Source organism: Streptomyces sp. NPDC006208, assembly GCF_040613775.1.
Classification (GTDB): domain Bacteria; phylum Actinomycetota; class Actinomycetes; order Streptomycetales; family Streptomycetaceae; genus Streptomyces.
The window spans coordinates 65,273-82,678 of record NZ_JBEXSW010000033.1; the positions used below are offsets into that span (position 1 = coordinate 65,273).

Genomic DNA, 17,406 nt, shown 5'->3' on the forward strand with positions numbered 1-17,406 from the left:
GACGTGCGGCTCCGTCGCCGGTCACCGCGCTCCGCGCGAGCTGTGCCGCGTCAGGTCCCGGGATCGATCCCGGCGTACCTCATCCCGTGAGGGTGGACGCGACCACCCGTCATCCCGGCCGCGTCGCCCAGTGGCACGCCACGTGCGCCTCCGCCGCGCTCGGCAGTATCGGCAGGTCCTGGGTGCGGCACAGGTCGGACACCCCCGCCCGCGTCGCCTCGCCCGACGACAGCACCTGGCAGCGGACGTGGAAGCGGCAGCCCTCGGGGATGCGCGAAGGGTCCGGAGGCTCGCCGCTCAGGACGACGGGCGGCAAGCCGGATTCCGGCAGGACCGACAACAGGGCTTTCGTGTAGGGATGCCGAGGGTCCGTCAGGACGTCCTCCACCGGCCCGGTCTCCACGATACGGCCGAGGTACATGACAGCGACCCGGTCCGCGATGTTCCAGGCCAGACCGAGGTCGTGCGTCACCACCAGCGCGGACAGGCCCAGTTCGTCGCGCAGCCGCAGGAGCAGTGCGAGGATCTCGCCCCGTACGGAGGCGTCCAGTGAGGCCACCGGCTCGTCGGCGACGATCAGTTCGGGCTCCAGCACGAGGGCGCCCGCAATGACCACGCGCTGACGCTGGCCGCCGGAGAGCTCGTGCGGGTAGCGCAGGAAGAAGCGCTCGGGCGGACGCAGACCCGCGCGCGAGAGCGCCTCGGCGACGGCCTCGCGCTCGTCCCCGGCGTATCCGTGGATCCGCAGCCCTTCGGCGACCGCGTCGTACACCGTGTGCCGCGGATTGAGCGCTCCGCTCGGATCCTGGAGTACCAGCTGCACGCGCTTGCGGTACGCCTTGAGCGCCCGGGATCCGTAGGCGAGGGGTGCGCCGCCGAAGGTGACCCGGCCCGAGGTGGGCGGCACCAGGCCGAGCAGGGAACGCGCCAGCGTGGTCTTGCCGCAGCCGGACTCACCGACCAGGGCGACGATCTCACCGGTGCCGATGTCCAGATCGACCCCGTCGACGACACGTGCCGTCCGCCCGCCGCGTCGCCCGGGAAAGGCGACATGCAGACCGTCGGCCGACAGCAGGGGAGTGGTGGTCATGACTGGCTCCTGACAACGGCTTCGGGGGCGCTGCCCACATGCACGCACGCCGCACGGTGGTCCTCACCGGCCACCGCCAGCAGTTGGTCCTCCGCGGCGCACGCCTCCACCGCGACCGGGCAGCGCGGATGGAACGTGCACCCGCCCGGCAGCGCCGCCGGATCGGGCGGGTCACCGGGCAGGCCGCGCGGGGCGCGGCGCGAGGCAGGGTCGCCGATACGGGGGAAGGCGGCGGACAGGGCCCGCCCGTACGGATGCTCCGCCGCCGCGTACACCGCCCGGGCGGGGCCCTCCTCGACGACCCGGCCCGCGTACATCACCGCGAGGCGGTCGCAGGTGTCGGCCAGCACTCCCAGATCGTGGCTGATCATCAGCAGACTGATGCTCTGCTCGGCGACCAGCTGCTCGATCAGCCGGAGGACCTGCGCCTGGATCATCACATCGAGCGCCGTCGTCGGCTCGTCCGCGACGATCAGCTGCGGATCGCAGGCGAGCGCCATCGCGATCATCACCCGCTGCCGCTGCCCGCCGGACAGCTCGTGCGGATAGGCGTCCGCGCGTGAGGTGGGCAGCCCCACATGCTCGAGCAGCTCGCCGACGCGCGTGGCAGCCTCCGCCTCGGTCGTGGACCTGCGGTGCAGCAGGATCGGCTCGGCGATCTGGTCGCCGATGCGGTGCACCGCGTTCAGGGAGTGCATGGCGCCCTGAAAGACGATCGACGCCCCCGCCCACCGCACGGCCCTCAGCCGCCCCCACTTCATGGTGAGGACGTCCTCGCCGTCCAGCAGGATCTCGCCGGTCAGCCTGGCCGACGCGGGCAGCAGCCGCAGCAGCGCCAGTGCGATGGTCGACTTGCCGCAGCCGGACTCGCCCGCGATGCCGAGCTTGCGGCCCGCGGCCAGGGACAGGTCGACGCCGCGCACCGCGGGCACGGCCCGCGCTCCGGAGCCGTACGTCACATGGAGGTTCCTGACCTCGAGCAGGCTCAACGAGCCACCCCCAGCTTCGGGTTCAGCACGGACTCGATCGCCCGCCCGCACAGCGTGAAAGCGAGTGCCACGACCGCGATGGCGATACCGGGCGGTGCCAGGTACCACCAGTGGCCCGAGGAGACCGCGCCGGCCTCGCGCGCGTCCTGCAGCATGCCGCCCCAGGAGACGACCGACGGATCGCCGAGGCCGAGGAAGGCCAGCGTCGCCTCCGTGAGGATCGCGCTGGAGATACCGAGCGTGGTCTGCGCAAGCACCAGCGGCATCACATTGGGCAGGACATGACGGTTCATGATGTGGCCGTGGCCGCCGCCGAGCGCCTTGGCACGCTCGATGTAGGGACGGGACTCGACCGCGATGGTCTGGGCGCGTACCAGCCGGGCCGTCGTCGGCCAGCTGGTGACGCCGATCGCGACGATCACGGTCCACACGCTGCGCGACATCACGGTGGCCAGCACGATCGCCAGCACCAGCGTCGGCATCACCAGGAACCAGTCCGTGATCCGCATCAGCACCGTGGAGAACCAGCCTCCGTAGTGACCGGCGATGATGCCGACCAGCGTGCCGATGGCCACCGACAGCGCGGCCGCCAGCAGGCCGACGGTGAGTGAGATCCTCGCCCCCCACAGCAGCAGATCCAGCAGAGAGCGGCCGAACTGGTCCGTCCCGAGCGGGAATTCACTGCTCGGCTTCTCCAGCGCCGAGCCGGGCGCGTTCGTCACGCTCTGCACGTCAGGGCCCACCAGCCAGGGCGCGGCCAGCGCCACCAGGGCGATGAGCGTCAGCGCGGCGAGACCGTAGAGCCCCGCGCGACGGGAGCGGTACGCCTTCCAGAACCGGGCCACCGAGTGGCGGCGGCGAGCCCAGGCCAGGGAGGCCGCGGTCCGCCCGGCCTGCCCGGTCTTCGCTACCGGTGTAGTCGTCATCGGCCCACCCGTGGATCGAGCAGTGGATACAGCAGATCGGCAAGCAGGTTCATCAGGATCATGGCGCCGGCGAAGACCACGAAGAGGCCCTGTACGAGCGGCAGATCGGGCACGCTGAGCGCCTGGTAGAAGAGTCCGCCGAGGCCCGGCCAGGAGAAGACCGTCTCCACGAGGATCGAGCCGGCCGCCACATGCCCCAGATTGATGAACACCATGGTGACCGTGGGGAGCAGCGCATTGGGAACGGCATGCCTGCGGCGCACCGAGTCGTCCCGCAGCCCCTTGGCCCGCGCCGTCGTCAGATAGTCGCTGCCCATCTCGTCCAGCAGCGAGGAACGCATCACCAGCAGCGTCTGCGCATAGCCGACGGCGACCAGTGTGATCACCGGCAGCACCATGTGGTGCGCCACATCGAGGAGGTACGCGAAGCCGCTCTCGGTGCCCGACTCCATACCGCCGGTCGGGAACAGGCCGGGGATCGGCCCGATCCCCACCGAGAAGGTGATGATCAGCAGAAGACCGAGCCAGAACGACGGGACCGACCACAGAGTCAGCGCCACTCCCGTGTTGAGCTTGTCGCCGAGACTGCCGTGGCGCCACGCCGAGCGCGTACCCAGCCACAGCCCGATCGCCGAGTAGATCACCACCGCCACACCGGTGAGGAGCAGCGTCGCCGGCAGCTTCAGCCAGATCAGCTCCCCGACGGGGGCGTGGAACTGGTACGACATCCCCAGATCGCCACTGAGCGCTTTGGCGCAGTAGTCGGTGAACTGCTGCCACATCGGCTGGTCGAGCCCGAACTGGCGGCGCAGGGTGGCCATCTGCTCCGCCGATGTCGGCATGCCGTGCGTCATGGCCTTGACCGGGTCGCCCGGGATGATCCGGAACAGGAAGAAGCTCGTGACGAGCACGGCGAGCAGCGAGACCGCCGCCCCCGCGAGTTTGCCGCCCACATAGAACAGATAGGCGCGGGCATCGGCGCTCGTGGCGCGGGCCTTGGGGGCCCGCGCCACGGCGGTGGTGCCGGTGGTGCCGGTCGTGCTTGTGGTGCTCATCGGTTATTCACGGTCTTCCGCGGTGGAACGGCGACGCATCGCGACGAAGAACCCGAGGGCCGCGGCGAGGACGACGGCCGCGCCGATGCCGATCACCACACCCGTCGACGAGCCGCTGTCGGAGCTGCTGCCGTCAGCGGCGACCGGCTCGGCCGACCACCAGCTCCAGTAGCCGTCCTGGCCGTAGATGTTGCCCGCGGCCTCGGGCATCGTCGTGATGGACTTGATCTGGTCGGTACGGTACGCCTCGACGGCGTTCGGATACGCGAGGACATTCATGTAGCCCGTGTCGTACAGCCGCGATTCCATCTGCTTGACCAGATCGGCACGCTTGGCCGGGTCGTACTCGGCCGCCTGCTTGGCGTACAGCTCGTCGTACTGCTTGTCGCAGATGAAGTTGTCGGTCGCGCCGGTGTCCTTCGGAGTGGCGGGCAGCGCCGCGCAGGTGTGGATGGACAGCACGAAGTCCGGGTCCGGGTTGACGGACCAGCCGTCGAAGGCCAGGTCGTAGTCGCCGGCGAGCCAGGGGTCGGAGACGTTGTCGAGGCACTCGACCTTCAGACCGACGCCGAGCTCGCCCCACCACTCCTGCAGATACTTGCCGATCGCCTTGTCGTTCGGGTCGGTGGCGTGGCAGAGGATACGGAAGTTCAGCGCCTTGCCGTCCTTGCCGACGCGCTTGCCGCTGCCGTTCTTCTTGTAGCCGGCCTCGTCGAGGAGCCTGGCCGCCTTCGCCGGGTCGTAGTCGGTCCTCTGGCCCGCCTCCGGCTTCCAGAAGTACCCCGCGAAGCGCGGCGGGATGTAGCCCTCGCCCTCGACCGCGTGCCCCTGGTAGACCTTCTCGACGATGGTCTTGCGGTCGGTGGCGTGGAAAAGCGCCTTGCGTACGGCCGGGTCGAGCAGCGCCTTGTGGCCGCTGCCGAACTTCTTGCCGTCCTTGGACCGCGCGCCGGGGTTGGTGGCGAGGGCGAAGAAACGGCGGCCGGGGGCGTCGTTGACCGCGATGTTCTTGGCGTTCTTGAGGGCGGCCGCCTGGGCCGGGGTCAGGCCCTGGACGAAGGAGACCTCGCCCTTCTGCAGCGCGGCGACCGCCGCGTCGCCGTCCTTGTAGTACTTGAAGACCAGCTCGTCGAACTTGGGCGCGCCACGCCAGAAGTCCTTGTTCGGCTTGAGCTTCACATACTGGTCGACCTTGAAGTCGGTGATGACGAACGGTCCGTTGCCGACGATCGGGAACTGCTTGTCGTTGTTGAACTTCGAGAAGTCGCCGACCTTCTCCCACACGTGCCTGGGCACGATCGGCACGTCCAGTGCCGTCATCGTGGCCTGCGGCTGCTTCAGCTCTATCACCAGGGTGCGGGCGTCGGGCGCGGTGACCTTCTTGAAGTTGGCGGTGAAGCTGCCGTTGGCGGTGGCGGCGTTCTCGTCCGACATCATCTTGTTGAACGTCCAGGCGGCATCCTCGGCGGTGGCCTGCTTGCCGTCGGACCACGTGGAGTCGTCGCGGATCGTGAACGTCCAGGTGAGCTTGTCCGGGGACGCCTCCCACTTGGTGGCGAGGCCCGGGATCGTACGGCCGTCCTTGGCGTCGTAATTCGTCAGGTAGTCGTAGGCCAGACGGTGGACCGAGGTGCTGATCAACCGGGACGCGAGGAACGGACTCAGGGAGTCCACGCTCTGCGAAACGGCGACCGTGAGGACCTTCTTGCCGCCCTTGTCGTCCTTTGCGGCGGCCGCCCGTGCCTGGGTCTGCGACGGGGCGAGGGCGCGCTCCTGGGGCTGGGCCTGCGCCTGGGGGACGATCGCCCCGGTCATCGCAAGCGCGGAGGCCGCTGTGCCCGCGGCGAGAACCAGTCGGAAGCGGGGGCGCTGCCGGGAGCTGTGTGGTGAAGCTTTAGTGACCATGGACGGTGACCTCGCGTCATTACTCACTCGGAGAAGGCGGGTTGGTGATCTCTGGTTCGCCAGCTGGTGAAGCGAGGTTTATCAGCGGTGGTGAAGCCGCGTCAACGGGCCCTCAAACCGCGTGTGGGCTGCGGGAATGCAATGAGGGCCCGCACCGTGGAGACGGTGCGGGCCCTCATTGGTCGAGACCTCTGAAGCGCTACTGCTGAGGGGCTGGCGGTGCCTGCGGCGGCTGCTGCGGCCATCCGGCGGGCGGTACAGGGCCCTGCAACTCGGGTTGCCCCGGTCCGGCCTGAGTACCCGGCGGGAGCGCCTGACCCGGGGCGGCGGGGGCTCCCGGCGGCAGCGCCTGACCAGGCCCGCCCGCCTGTGCGGGCGGTGCGGCGGCCGGGTTCGCGGGCGACGGGGTCTGCGAGGGTGCCTGCTGCCAGCCCTGGGGCGGGTAGCCCTGCTGAGGGCCGCCGTACGGCTGCTGGGGCTGCTGCGGGTGCGGCTGCTGGGGGTACTGCGGCGGGTACGGGTGCCCCGGCACCGGCGGTTGCCCGTGCATCGGCGGCTGCCCCTGCCCGTGTCCCTGCCACTGCGGCTGCGGCTGTCCCTGACCCGGCATCGGCGGAGCCGCCTGCGGCGGCGGGTTGCCGTCAGCCGTCCACAGCCCCTGCTGCTGCTGGGCGCGCACGAAGTCCTCGGCGATCAGGGCCGAGAGGTTGAAGTACGCCTCACGGGTCTTCGGCCGCATCATGTCGAGATCCACCTCGGCACCGGCCGAAAGGTGCTCGTCGAACGGCACCACGATCACACCGCGGCAGCGCGTCTGGAAGTGCTGCACGATGTCCTCGACCTTGATCATCTTTCCGGTCTCGCGGACACCGGAGATGACCGTGATCGAACGCTGCACCAGCTCGGCGTATCCGTGCGCGGACAGCCAGTCGAGCGTGGTCGAAGCGCTGCTCGCACCGTCCACGGACGGCGTCGAGATGATGATCAGCTGGTCGGCCAGATCCAGCACTCCGCGCATGGCGCTGTAGAGCAGACCTGTGCCGGAGTCCGTGAGGATGATCGGGTACTGCCTGCCCAGCACGTCGATCGCGCGCCGGTAGTCCTCGTCGTTGAACGTCGTCGACACGGCCGGGTCCACGTCGTTGGCGATGATCTCCAGACCGGAGGGCGCCTGCGAGGTGAACCGGCGGATGTCCATGTACGAGTTGAGGTACGGGATCGCCTGCACCAGGTCACGGATGGTGGCCCCGGTCTCGCGGCGCACCCGGCGGCCGAGCGTGCCCGCGTCCGGGTTGGCGTCGATCGCGAGGATCTTGTCCTGACGCTCGCTGGCCAGCGTCGAACCCAGCGCGGTGGTCGTCGTGGTCTTGCCGACGCCGCCCTTGAGGCTGATGACGGCGATCCGGTAGCAGGACAGAACCGGCGTACGGATCAGCTCGAGCTTGCGCTGCCGCTCGGCCTCCTCCTTCTTGCCGCCGATCTTGAACCGTGCGGCACTGGAGGGGTTACGGCTCGACTTGGCCTTCTGCTTGTTGTTGCGCAGCAGACGGTCCGAGGAGAGCTCGACCGCGGCCGTGTAACCGAGCGGCGCACCCGGCACGGACCGCTCGCGCTGGTCGTGCGTGACCGGGGTGGGCCAGGCGGCACCGGTGCGCGGGTCGACGGGACCGGCGGGCTGCGGCCCGCCCTGCTGCGCGGGCAGGTTCGGCGCGTGCGGCGCCTGAGGCTGCGGCAGCGGCTGTGCCTGCGAGGGGATCGGTGCGGGCGCGGGGGTGCCGGGCTGCTGTCCGGGTGCGGCCTGCTGGGGGAATCCGTAGCCGGCTTGCGGCGTGGGGGTGTTGGGCCCTTGCGCGGCCGGGGGGACCGGTGTGCCTGGTGCCGGCTGTCCGGGTGCGGCCTGCTGGGGGAAGCCGTAGCCGCCCTGGGGTGCGGGGGTGCCGGGCTGCTGTCCGGGTCCGGTCTGTTGCGGGAATCCGTAGCCGGCTTGTGGCGTGGGGGTGTTGGGCCCTTGCGCGGCCGGGGGGACCGGTGTGCCTGGTGCCGGCTGTCCGGGTGCGGCCTGCTGGGGGAAGCCGTAGCCGCCCTGGGGTGCGGGGGTGCCGGGCTGCTGTCCGGGTCCGGTCTGTTGCGGGAAGCCGTAGCCGGCCTGCGGCGTGGGGGTGTTGGGCCCCTGCGCGGCCGGGGGGACCGGTGTGCCTGGTGCCGGCTGTCCGGGTGCGGCCTGCTGGGGGAAGCCGTAGCCGCCTTGCGGCGTGGGGGTGCCGGGCTGCTGGCCCGGCTGGGGGAAGCCGTAGCCGCCCTGCTGTCCGGGTGCGGGCGGCTGGGCCTGCGGCGGCGCGGACTGGTCGGCGTTCGGCGCCGCCGCAGGCCACTGCGGCGCGGCGGCCGGCGCGGCCGGCTGGTAGGCGGGCGGCAGCGGCGGCAGTCCGGCGCTCGGCGCGGCCGGCGCCTGCGACCAGGGTTGTGCCCCGGCCGGCGGTGCGTCCTGCGGTTCGACGACGGCAGGGGCGACGGCAGGCGCGGCGTCCTGGGGCGCGACCGCGTCAGGAATCGCGTCGGCGGGGACAGCGTCGGACGGCGCATCGGTGGGAACCGCGTCGGCGGGGACGGCGTCGGACGGCGCGTCAGCCGCGCTCTCGGCGGCCTCGTCGCTCTCCGCGGCCACGCTTGCGTCCGCCGACGGCTCTTCGGAGCTCGCCTGAGCCTGGGCGTCATGGCCTTCGGACGTGCCCGTACCGGCGTCCGCACCAAGGCCGGCCTCCGCGGCGGATTCCTCGGAAGTCTCCGCCTCGGTGGCGGCCACCTCCTCGGAAGCGGCGACCGTGGGCTCGTCAGCCGTGTCCGAACCATCGGCGGTGGCAACGGGTTCGCCGGCCGCCGATACGGCCACCTCGCCGGATGCGGACCCCTCCTCCGGCTCCTTGGCAGCGGCCCGATCCGCCATCTCACGCTTGAGAGCGGCGGCGGAGAAGCGCATGGTCGCCCCGCTCTCCAGGTCGCCGCCGCCGAAGGAAGGCGAGGCGTCGGTGGCCGGTGCGGCAACGGCAGGCGGGGTCGGCGTCGTAAGCGCCGATGCCTGCGGGGTTGCGGCCGGGGCCGGCTCCGTGGCAGCCGGTGGCACGGACGCGACCGGGGCAGCGGCAGGCGGAACCGGAGCGGCAGGCGGGGAGGCTATGGGTGCAGGCTCCTGGGCCGGCGGCGGAGTCGGCGCCCAGTTCGGCTCGAAGCCGCTCCCTGCGGGCAACCCCGGCACGGCGACCGGCGCACCGCCCGGCGGCGGAGGAGGCGTCTGCTGAGCAGGGCCCCCGCCCGAGGGTTCACCCGAAGCATTCTGCGTGTACCAGGCCGGCGGGGTGTAGTCGATGGTGAACTCACCCGTCAGCTCGGCGGGCTCCGCGTCGGACTCGTCGACGGGAATGTTCCAGCCCCCGTGGATGTCGTCCCGATCGCCGTTCACTATTGCCTCCTGGTGTGCCTGGTGTGGTCGAGCACCCTTGTGCCGTGTTGGATGGTGCTTGGGGGCCACCGTGGAAACCGATCGGCCCGGCTCTCCCCCTGGGACGCGGCGAACACGCCCGCAGGTTCTTGTGCCGCGCCTCCACCCACCCTAATCGTCAACGATGCCCCACCGGCAGGGCGGACCCGTGGCCGACTGCTGTCCCGTTCGTCACGCCCTGCCCCCACGTGACGCGGGCGCGGCAGAGCGTGAGGAATCGCATGGCAAACCGGGACAACTGCTCATGGAATTCATGGAGACCGGTCGGTCCGACCCGTCGGCACGCCCCGGCCGACCCGTCAGGCGCAGGCCGCCCCGCACGGCGGCGGCGCCTGCTGCCAGGAACCGGCACCACCGCGAACCCGGCGGCTCACTGCAGGTCGAACTCGCCGTCACGTGCCCCGAGTACGAAGGCCCGCCATTCGGCTTCGGTGTATCGCAGCACGGTCTCCGGATCCAGGGACGACCGCATGGCCACGGCACCGCCCGGAAGATGAGCGATCTCGACCCGCTCCTCGTCCGGCCTCGTGCCGGGAGCGCCCTGCCACTCGACGTTCGAGATGTCGAGTGCGTACAGCTCGTCCTTCTCTTGTGCGCTCCCCATCAGCGTGGCTTCCTTTCGATCACAGCCGAGATGAACGTGCCCACATGCGCAGTGATGCCGCGTATGTCACTGTCGCTCTGCGTCACTTCGGGCATCCTAGGTCAGCCGAGCCGCGGGACGCGGGCCAGTTCGGGGACCGTTCACGGCAAAGAGACGCCACGCGGCCCACGCACCCTTTGCGTGGCGGTGCGTGCCAGGGAGGTGTCACCCGGAGCACGCCCTGCGTGCACGATAGGCCTCGCCACCGCGTCGTCCGTGAGGGTGGGGTGAGATCTGCGATCAGTCCATCCGGCGGGCCACGCCCAGCAGGCCGGACTCCGCATCCGTGGCCGTCGTCATCACCCAGTGACGCTCGCGCCCCGCGCACCAGAGGGTGACCCCGTCCGCGAGAGTCGGCAGTGCGTCCGTCTCCATCCGGGACAACCCCAGGATCCGGCCGATCTGCTCCGCTTCCTGCGGCGAGACCCGTTGGACACCCACCAGCGTCGCTGTCCGCAACAACCGCGGTGCCACCGGGCTCAGATACGGCAGCAGCGTCATTACGGACTGCCAGGGCGACGAGACCACGCGCCCGCGCGGCGGCCGCATACCGCAGTCCCGCACCACCACGACCGGGCTGCCCACGCTCGCGCCCATCGGGGGGACGCGCCCCACATCGTGCAGCGTGATGCACTCCAGGCCGGCCCCCGCCGCCTGCGCCAGGAGGCTCCAGTCCTGGGCCCGCCCGGTTTCTACCGCCACGCGCGCGCCGGTGCCCGCCGCGCGAAGTGCCAGCACCTGCGCCGTCCACAGTCCGCCGATCAGCACCACTTCGTACGGTGTCGAGCGGTGGAACCCGACCATCAGCGGGCGTCCCTCGGCGTCGTCACCGATCACCACCCCGTCGTCGCCGACGGGCAGGGACAGTACGCCCAGATGGTCGGCAGCCATGGTGTGGCCCGCGTGACGCGGCCCGAGGAGCCCTCGAAGCCCACGTACGGATCCCGTACGGCCCATTACCGTGCACCCCCCAGCGGCAGCGTCGCCAGTGCTCCCGGCAACTGCTCGCGATCCAGTCGTAGCAGGCCGACCTTCGCCGTACGGGCGGCCTGCTCCAACGCACGCCGCACACCGACCAGTTCGGTGTCGGAACCACCGGTGATACGTACGTTTCCGGCCACCGTCATCGCCCCCTGCCGTGAGCCACGCCGCAACGTGAGGCTGAAGGTCGTCGCATAGGCGGGGGCGGCCGTGAGCAGGGAGACCAGCTTGGGAAGGGGAGACGCCCCGCGCCCCAACTCCGGCCAGCGGCCCACCGCGTACGTCGTGTGCCAGCGGTCGTCGCAACGCCAGACCCGTGAGGTCTCGGCGGTCCGCCGCTGCGGTGCGGTGTCCGGCCGTCCGGCCCGGGCCGTCAGCCGCGGACTTGCGCACGCCGCGGTCGCCACAGTGGAGTTCAGCTCCTCCTGGTCCAGCACGACGGCCTGGAAGCCGGCGCCGGTGATACGGCTCGCCACATGGTCCGCCGCACGGACCAAGCAGCGTTGGGCACCTTCGATGCCGCCGCCGCGCGCCTCGACGGCCTCCCGGCACCGTTCCGGATCCAGCTTCACGGCCACCCAGGTCAGCCTCAGCGCCGGTGCGCCGGTCCGCTCCTGTAGCGGGGCGTACGAGAGTCGTGCCACCGACTGCTGGGGCAGATGCGGTGCCGGTGCGGAACGCACCTGCTGCACCAACTGCACCGATTCCAGGACGATGTCGTCCACTTCGAGGGCACCGCCCAGGAGGGACAGCGGGAGCGCACGGGCCCCGAAGGCGGGGCGCAGCGCGGACCCGCTCGCCTCGACCCTCACCACCGCGGTCAGGAACGAGCCGTCGCCGAGCATCCCCACGGTGCGGCGCTTCCGGTCGACATAGGCGAACGGGCCGAAGCCCGGCACGCTCTCCGCGACCGGGGCCAGGGACGGATCCACGTCCGCCGCCGCAGGCGCGGCCTGGCGCCTGCGGGAGCGAAGGGCGAGGGCGGTCGACAACCAGTCCTGCAGGGCCTGGCCCCGACGGCGTATCACGGACAGGAGCACGAGGACGCCCGCGATGACACAGGCGGGCACCAGCCACAGGCCACCCAGCGCGACACCCACCGCGGCCAGCGCGAGAGCCGCCTCCACGAGCACCAACTGGCGTAGCTGGAAGGGACCGAGACGGCTGGTGCGGGACAGGGGCCGCAGCGTCGTTGTGGCGGGGATGCTCTGCGCCGACGTGCCACCCCCTGCATTGCTGCGTTGCCGTTGGGAAGATTCGGAGGCTCGTTGGGAAGCCCGCCCGTTCCGCACGCGCGTCGCTGTACCCATCGCCGCGTTGCCCCCTCGTGTCCGTAATTACCAAATTCCCATGGGCGTTGACCGGGCGATCACCCTACCTGAGCAGTGGGACGCGGGCGCCAGCAGGCATAGTAGGGGGCGGTACGACGGCAGCCCATCTCGATGAGTGTGGGAACCTGGTCGCCCAGCGGGGAGAGGGACAGCGGACAGATGGCATCACGACGGGACGAACTCAACGCCTACACCTTCGCGAAGCGAAGGCTGATCGCGCAGTTCCTCCAGCCGAACGCGACCGGTTCGGAAGAAGGTGCACCCCGCCCACTGCGTGCGGTGCTTCCCGGGGCCATCGTCGGGGTGGTGGTACTCGCGGTCTTCGGAGCCTGGGGGATGTTCAAGCCGGTCGCCCCCAAGGACTGGAACACACCTGACGAGAACGTGATCATTGCGAGCAAGTCCACCACCCGCTATGTGGTCTTGAGAACCAACGGAAAGGTACAGCTCCACCCGGTGCTCAACATGGCGTCGGCGAAGCTGCTGCTCCTTCCCGACAAGGGCAAGGTCATCAATGTCGACGAGTCCGTGCTCGACAGCGGGAAGATTCCGCACGGGGCCACGCTCGGCATCCCCTACGCCCCTGACCGGCTGCCCGATCCCAAGGAGGCCGGGGCGGTCAAGCGCTGGGCGGTCTGCGAGCGTCCCGGGCAGGGCGGCCGTGCCATCCAGAAGGCCGCGTTCGTCTTCGCCGAACGGGAGCAGAAGCAGACCGAGGGTGCCAACCGGCTGAGGGGCGGGGAACTCCTCTACGTCGAGAGCGGGCCCGACGAGGCCCGCTACGTGGTCGACGCCGGCGGCAAGGCATACCCCGTTGCGAAGGACGACCTCCTGCTGAGTCAGGTCGTCGGGCGGAACCAGGTGCCCCAGCGCGTGTCCGAAGCCTGGCTGAAGACCCTCCACAAGGGCGACACCATCACTTTCCCGACCGTCCCCGGACGGATCGGCGACCCCGCGAACGCGCCGGGCGAACTGGACCCCGCGGACAACAGGATCGGCATGGTCCTGTCCGCGACCGACGGTACGAGAAACCAGCAGTACGTCGTCCTTCAGGGCCGGGTCGCCCCGATCTCGGACTTCACTGCGAAGCTCCTGCTGGGCAGCAAGCAGCTGATCAGCCTCGGCCAGCCCGGCAAGGCGAAGGCGGTCAGCCCCGGAGTCCTCGAGCCGGGAGCCCCGTTCAACCAGGACAAGGAGTGGCCGGCGGCCAGGCCGGTACCCGTCAACGACGCAGGTACCGCCGAGGACAGCCGTAACACCGTCTGCAACGTGCTGCGCGAGGTCGACGACGACAACGGGGAGACGACGCTGAGCACATGGGCGGGCACGGACTTCCCCGCTCCGCTGCCGACCGGCTCCAGCAGCGCCTATGTCACCCCTGGATCCGGCCAGCTCTTCCGCCAGTTCAAGGGCTCCAACACCAGGAGCGGATTCCTCTTCCTGGTCACCGACACCGGACTCCGCTACGCGATGCAGTCCAACGGCGACACCGCCACCGACGACTCCGGCATCGGCTCCTCCGGCTCGGAGGAGGAGAAGCGGCAGCGGGCGCAGGAGGCGCAGCAGGCCCAGAACCGGCTCGGTTACAAGGACGTCGACCCTCTTCCCGTCCCGGCCGAATGGTCGACGTTCCTGCCCACCGGACCCCGGCTGTCCACCGGGGCCGCGCGTCAGCCGCAGGGCTCCTGAGGACTGAGGCGAGATGACGAACCACACCCGGCGCCTGCTCACGACGGCGGCCGTCACCGCTCTCACTCTCGTCGGCCTGCCGCTGCCGACCGCGGTGGCGGACGACACGCAGTGCACCTTCCCGGGAAAGAAGTACGAAGGCCGCCCCTGGTCCCTGCAACGGGTCCTGCTCGACGAACTCTGGAAGCAGTCCACGGGCAAGGGTGTGCGGGTCGCGGTGATCGACACCGGCGTCGACGTCAAGAACAAACAGCTGACGCGCGCGGTGGACGTCAGGAGCGGCCGCAATCTGCTTCCCAAGAACCTCAAGGACGAGAACGGCAACAAGATCGAGCGTGGCAAGGAGAACGGCACCACGGACGTGGTGGGCCATGGCACCAAGGTCGCCGGCATCATCGCAGCCCGCCCCGACAAGGGCACGGGCTTCGTCGGCCTCGCTCCCGACGCCACGATCATCCCGATCCAGCAGAACGACGCCGACGGCCACGGCACCGCCAAGACACTCGCCAACGCCATCAACTACGCGGTCACCGCACGCGCCGACGTGATCAACATCTCCCAGGACACGGCCAACGCCGTGGAGCCGGCCCCGATCCTGAAGCAGGCCGTGGACGCCGCCCTCGGGAGGGACATCGTGATCGTGGCCTCGGCGGGCAACGACGGCCTGGGCGGCAACGTCAAGCGGACGTACCCGGCTTCGTACCCCGGGGTCCTCGCCGTGGCGTCCTCGGACCGCAACAACGAGCGCGCGGCCTTCTCCCAGTCCGGCGACTTCGTCGGCGTCGCGGCACCCGGAGTGGACATGATCTCCACCGTCCCCGGCGGCGGCCACTGCGCCGACAACGGCACCAGCTTCTCCGCGCCGTACGTCGCCGGTCTCGCGGCCCTGGTCAAGGCGAAGCACGACGACTGGACACAGGAACAGATCGTCGCTCAGATCCAACAGACGGCCGAGCGCTCGGTCGCGGGCCACGACCGCCTGGTCGGCTGGGGAGTGGTCGACCCGGTCCGCGCCCTCACCGAGGACGACAAGCCCATCGAGAAGCCGGTCGCCAACGAGGGCATGCCCAAGGCCGAGGCACCGACCCCGGCGAAGCTCCATCTCGGCGAGACACCGGAACAGCGCAACACCCGCCTCGCGACGTATGTGGTGGTGGGCGGCGGAGTCCTGGTCGCGACGATCGCGGGCGGCGCGGTGGCACTGCGCGACTCCCGACGACGGGCCGGACGGGCTGCCGGATAACGGGTGGGTGAACTGTGCGCGGGAGCGGTGAAGCCTTGTGGGTGAACCGTGATGCGTTGCAGGTGGCAAGGTGCCGAGCGTTGCAACCGCACAGGGCCTGCGTGACGTCCTGACAGTTAAGTCGCGTGACGGATAAGACACTTGGGGCTGTCACTGGCAGTGGCTAGAGTGGGTTGGGTGCAATCGGTGGACGGCGAGTCACCACGATCGCAATGCGTGACAGCTGAAGCAAACGGGGAGGAATGGCATCGTGCTTCCGGCAGACGGAGGAGGCGGCGGCGTCGCAAGGGGCTCGAGCGACATCGAGCGCGGCGTCAATGCGCTGAAGGATTTCCGCAGCAAGGTCAATGCTCTGCTGGGCGAGCTCGAGAATGGAGCCGCCGGCAAGTCCAAGGTCGCTCTCGCCAACGTCAGTCGTGCCTCGTTCGGTGGGCTCAAGGGTGACTTCGACGAGGCGGAGGACTTCTTCAAGCAGTACCAACGCGTTCACACCCTCCTTGTCTCGTTCTCGCAGTCTCTCGGTGACCAGATCGAACTGCTCAGCATCGGTGTGAAGGGTGCCGACCTCGGCTACGACACCATCGAAGAGGATGCGCGGCAGCGCTTCCATGTCATTCAGGCGCGTCTCGACCAGGCGCGGGACGCATACGACGAGCGGCAGTCGGAGAGGGACGTCAAGCAGAAGGAAGACGGTTCCAGGGGCAGCGAGCCGGCTCGCGGCAACGACACCTCTGTCCCGACGGATTTGAGGTGATGGTTGATGGCTGAAGAGGCGAAAGACAAGCATTGGGCGCTGACCGAGGAGGGTCAGCAACAGAGGCAGGAGACAGGCCGAAGCGACATCGAGAGCCTGTTTGCCAATACGGACATGTTGGAGCGGCTGCCGGAGGGACTGCCGTTCATCCCTCTCCCCTTCCCGAAGGGCAGCATCTTCGGCTCGACCAACTTCGAAGAGAAGTTGCTCAACGACATGATCGACATGGTCGAGGGGGCGAAGCCGTCAGATCTCGAAGACGCAGGCGACGCCTTGAAAAAGACCACGGAGGCTCTCAACAAGGCGGCGAAGGAGCTCGACGACTTCATCAAGTCGACCGACTGGAAGAGCGATGGTGCCACCGAGTTCCAGCGGTACGGCAAGGAAGTCGTGAAGTACACCTGGGATCTGGGCGCCTATGCCAACGCGGTTGGGGCCCAGATGAAGGTGGCCAGCACCGGCCTGGCGTCCGTGCGCAACGCCATGCCTGCGCGTGACGATCGGGCCGAACCGAAGCCCCCTGAGAGGTTTTCGGCGGAGAAGAAGACCCCGGACAACGCGGAGTACCAGAAGGCCATCCAGAAGGAGAAGGACCGCCAAGAGGCCATCAACCAGATGAACCGCTTGGCGTCGTTCTACGTGGTGTCGCGGACGACCCTGGAGAAGCAGCCGGAACCGCAGCCCCCGAGCACGCTGAAGGCGGCGGTGCCGCCACCGATGAACTCCGTCAGGACGGGAACGGCCTCCGATTCCCGGGCCGATTCCGGTGACTTCTCACGAGTTTCGAGCGAGCGAGGCGGCGTCGCAGAAAACGAGGCCAGGGACACCGGCGGTGTCTCCCGTGTAGATGTGCCGGGAAGAACCCCCACCGTCCCGGACACCTCGGTCGAGATCGACAGTGTCACGACACCTCCCCCACCGACGACCACTGCTCCAGGAACACCGCCGACGGCGCCGGCCGGCCCGCCCAACGGTAGTGGCCCGGTTCTGCCGACGGTCGGCCCTGTTGGCCCCCCTGTGAGGGGAGTCCCGCCGCGGGCTACGGGCGGGCCTCCTGTGCCGAAGACCGGTAGGCCCTCGCCGACAGCACTCGTCGGACGCCCCGCCCCGACCGGCAGCGGACCGACGACAGCGGGACGTACGACCGGACCGGTCGGCCGCGCAGGGATGCCGGGTACGAGCGCCACATCACCCGTCGGACGCCCCGGCCCGACCGGCAGCGGACCGACGACAGCGGGACGTACGACCGGACCGGTCGGCCGCGCAGGGATGCCGGGTACGAGCGCCACATCACCCGTCGGACG

General features: G+C 69.9%; 13 protein-coding genes. 4 read left to right on the plus strand and 9 right to left on the minus strand.

What is annotated here, in order from left to right; genetic code table 11:
• Window positions 1-109 precede the first annotated feature (109 nt).
• The 9 genes from ABZ208_RS25455 to eccE all read right to left on the minus strand — a co-directional run bounded on the left by ABZ208_RS25455 (window position 110) and on the right by eccE (window position 12,395).
• On the minus strand, window positions 110-1,090 hold the full coding sequence (locus tag ABZ208_RS25455; RefSeq protein ID WP_356911779.1) for an ABC transporter ATP-binding protein: 981 nt from the start codon (window positions 1,088-1,090) through the stop codon (window positions 110-112).
• Window positions 1,087-2,079, minus strand: coding sequence for an ABC transporter ATP-binding protein (locus tag ABZ208_RS25460; RefSeq protein WP_356911780.1), 993 nt, complete (start codon window positions 2,077-2,079; stop codon window positions 1,087-1,089). Before ABZ208_RS25460 ends, ABZ208_RS25455 begins: the two co-directional genes overlap by 4 nt.
• A complete protein-coding gene (locus ABZ208_RS25465; RefSeq protein ID WP_356911781.1) occupies window positions 2,076-3,005 on the minus strand; it encodes an ABC transporter permease in 930 nt (309 codons plus the stop codon). Before ABZ208_RS25465 ends, ABZ208_RS25460 begins: the two co-directional genes overlap by 4 nt.
• Window positions 3,002-4,060, minus strand: coding sequence for an ABC transporter permease (locus ABZ208_RS25470; protein WP_356911782.1), 1,059 nt, complete (start codon window positions 4,058-4,060; stop codon window positions 3,002-3,004). Before ABZ208_RS25470 ends, ABZ208_RS25465 begins: the two co-directional genes overlap by 4 nt.
• A 3-nt stretch (window positions 4,061-4,063) precedes the next feature.
• A complete protein-coding gene (locus tag ABZ208_RS25475; RefSeq protein ID WP_356911783.1) occupies window positions 4,064-5,965 on the minus strand; it encodes an ABC transporter substrate-binding protein in 1,902 nt (633 codons plus the stop codon).
• A gap of 199 nt (window positions 5,966-6,164) precedes the next feature.
• Entirely contained in the window at window positions 6,165-9,422 is a 3,258-nt protein-coding gene (locus ABZ208_RS25480; protein WP_356911784.1) for an SCO5717 family growth-regulating ATPase, read from the minus strand.
• 409 nt (window positions 9,423-9,831) lie between these two features.
• Entirely contained in the window at window positions 9,832-10,065 is a 234-nt protein-coding gene (locus tag ABZ208_RS25485) for a DUF397 domain-containing protein (protein ID WP_356911785.1), read from the minus strand.
• A gap of 279 nt (window positions 10,066-10,344) precedes the next feature.
• Window positions 10,345-11,061, minus strand: a complete 717-nt coding sequence (locus tag ABZ208_RS25490; protein ID WP_356911786.1) for a hypothetical protein — start codon at window positions 11,059-11,061, stop codon at window positions 10,345-10,347.
• A complete protein-coding gene (gene eccE, locus ABZ208_RS25495) occupies window positions 11,061-12,395 on the minus strand; it encodes a type VII secretion protein EccE (RefSeq protein ID WP_356911787.1) in 1,335 nt (444 codons plus the stop codon). The genes ABZ208_RS25490 and eccE overlap by 1 nt, the downstream gene beginning before the upstream one ends.
• Window positions 12,396-12,575: 180 nt before the next feature.
• Between eccE and eccB the strand changes: the two genes are divergently transcribed.
• The 4 genes from eccB to ABZ208_RS25515 form a co-directional block, all read left to right on the plus strand.
• Window positions 12,576-14,105, plus strand: a complete 1,530-nt coding sequence (eccB, locus tag ABZ208_RS25500) for a type VII secretion protein EccB (RefSeq protein ID WP_356911788.1) — start codon at window positions 12,576-12,578, stop codon at window positions 14,103-14,105.
• 13 nt (window positions 14,106-14,118) lie between these two features.
• Window positions 14,119-15,348: a type VII secretion-associated serine protease mycosin gene (gene mycP / locus ABZ208_RS25505; protein ID WP_356911789.1), complete on the plus strand. Its 1,230-nt coding sequence runs from the start codon at window positions 14,119-14,121 to the stop codon at window positions 15,346-15,348.
• Between the two features lie 250 nt (window positions 15,349-15,598).
• Window positions 15,599-16,102, plus strand: coding sequence for a hypothetical protein (locus ABZ208_RS25510; protein WP_356911790.1), 504 nt, complete (start codon window positions 15,599-15,601; stop codon window positions 16,100-16,102).
• 6 nt (window positions 16,103-16,108) lie between these two features.
• On the plus strand, window positions 16,109-17,406 hold a 1,298-nt coding region (locus ABZ208_RS25515), incomplete at its 3' end, for a hypothetical protein (RefSeq protein ID WP_356911791.1).

What these genes read in the sequence shown, in the direction of transcription:
- ABZ208_RS25455 (WP_356911779.1), bottom strand. Translation starts at nt 1,090, where the DNA reads ATGACCACCACTCCCCTGCTGTCGGCCGACGGTCTGCATGTCGCCTTT.
- ABZ208_RS25465 (WP_356911781.1), bottom strand. Translation starts at nt 3,005, where the DNA reads ATGACGACTACACCGGTAGCGAAGACCGGGCAGGCCGGGCGGACCGCG.
- ABZ208_RS25470 (WP_356911782.1), bottom strand. Translation starts at nt 4,060, where the DNA reads ATGAGCACCACAAGCACGACCGGCACCACCGGCACCACCGCCGTGGCG.
- ABZ208_RS25475 (WP_356911783.1), bottom strand. Translation starts at nt 5,965, where the DNA reads ATGGTCACTAAAGCTTCACCACACAGCTCCCGGCAGCGCCCCCGCTTC.
- ABZ208_RS25485 (WP_356911785.1), bottom strand. Translation starts at nt 10,065, where the DNA reads ATGGGGAGCGCACAAGAGAAGGACGAGCTGTACGCACTCGACATCTCG.
- ABZ208_RS25490 (WP_356911786.1), bottom strand. Translation starts at nt 11,061, where the DNA reads ATGGGCCGTACGGGATCCGTACGTGGGCTTCGAGGGCTCCTCGGGCCG.
- eccE (WP_356911787.1), bottom strand. Translation starts at nt 12,395, where the DNA reads ATGGGTACAGCGACGCGCGTGCGGAACGGGCGGGCTTCCCAACGAGCC.
- eccB (WP_356911788.1), top strand. Translation starts at nt 12,576, where the DNA reads ATGGCATCACGACGGGACGAACTCAACGCCTACACCTTCGCGAAGCGA.
- mycP (WP_356911789.1), top strand. Translation starts at nt 14,119, where the DNA reads ATGACGAACCACACCCGGCGCCTGCTCACGACGGCGGCCGTCACCGCT.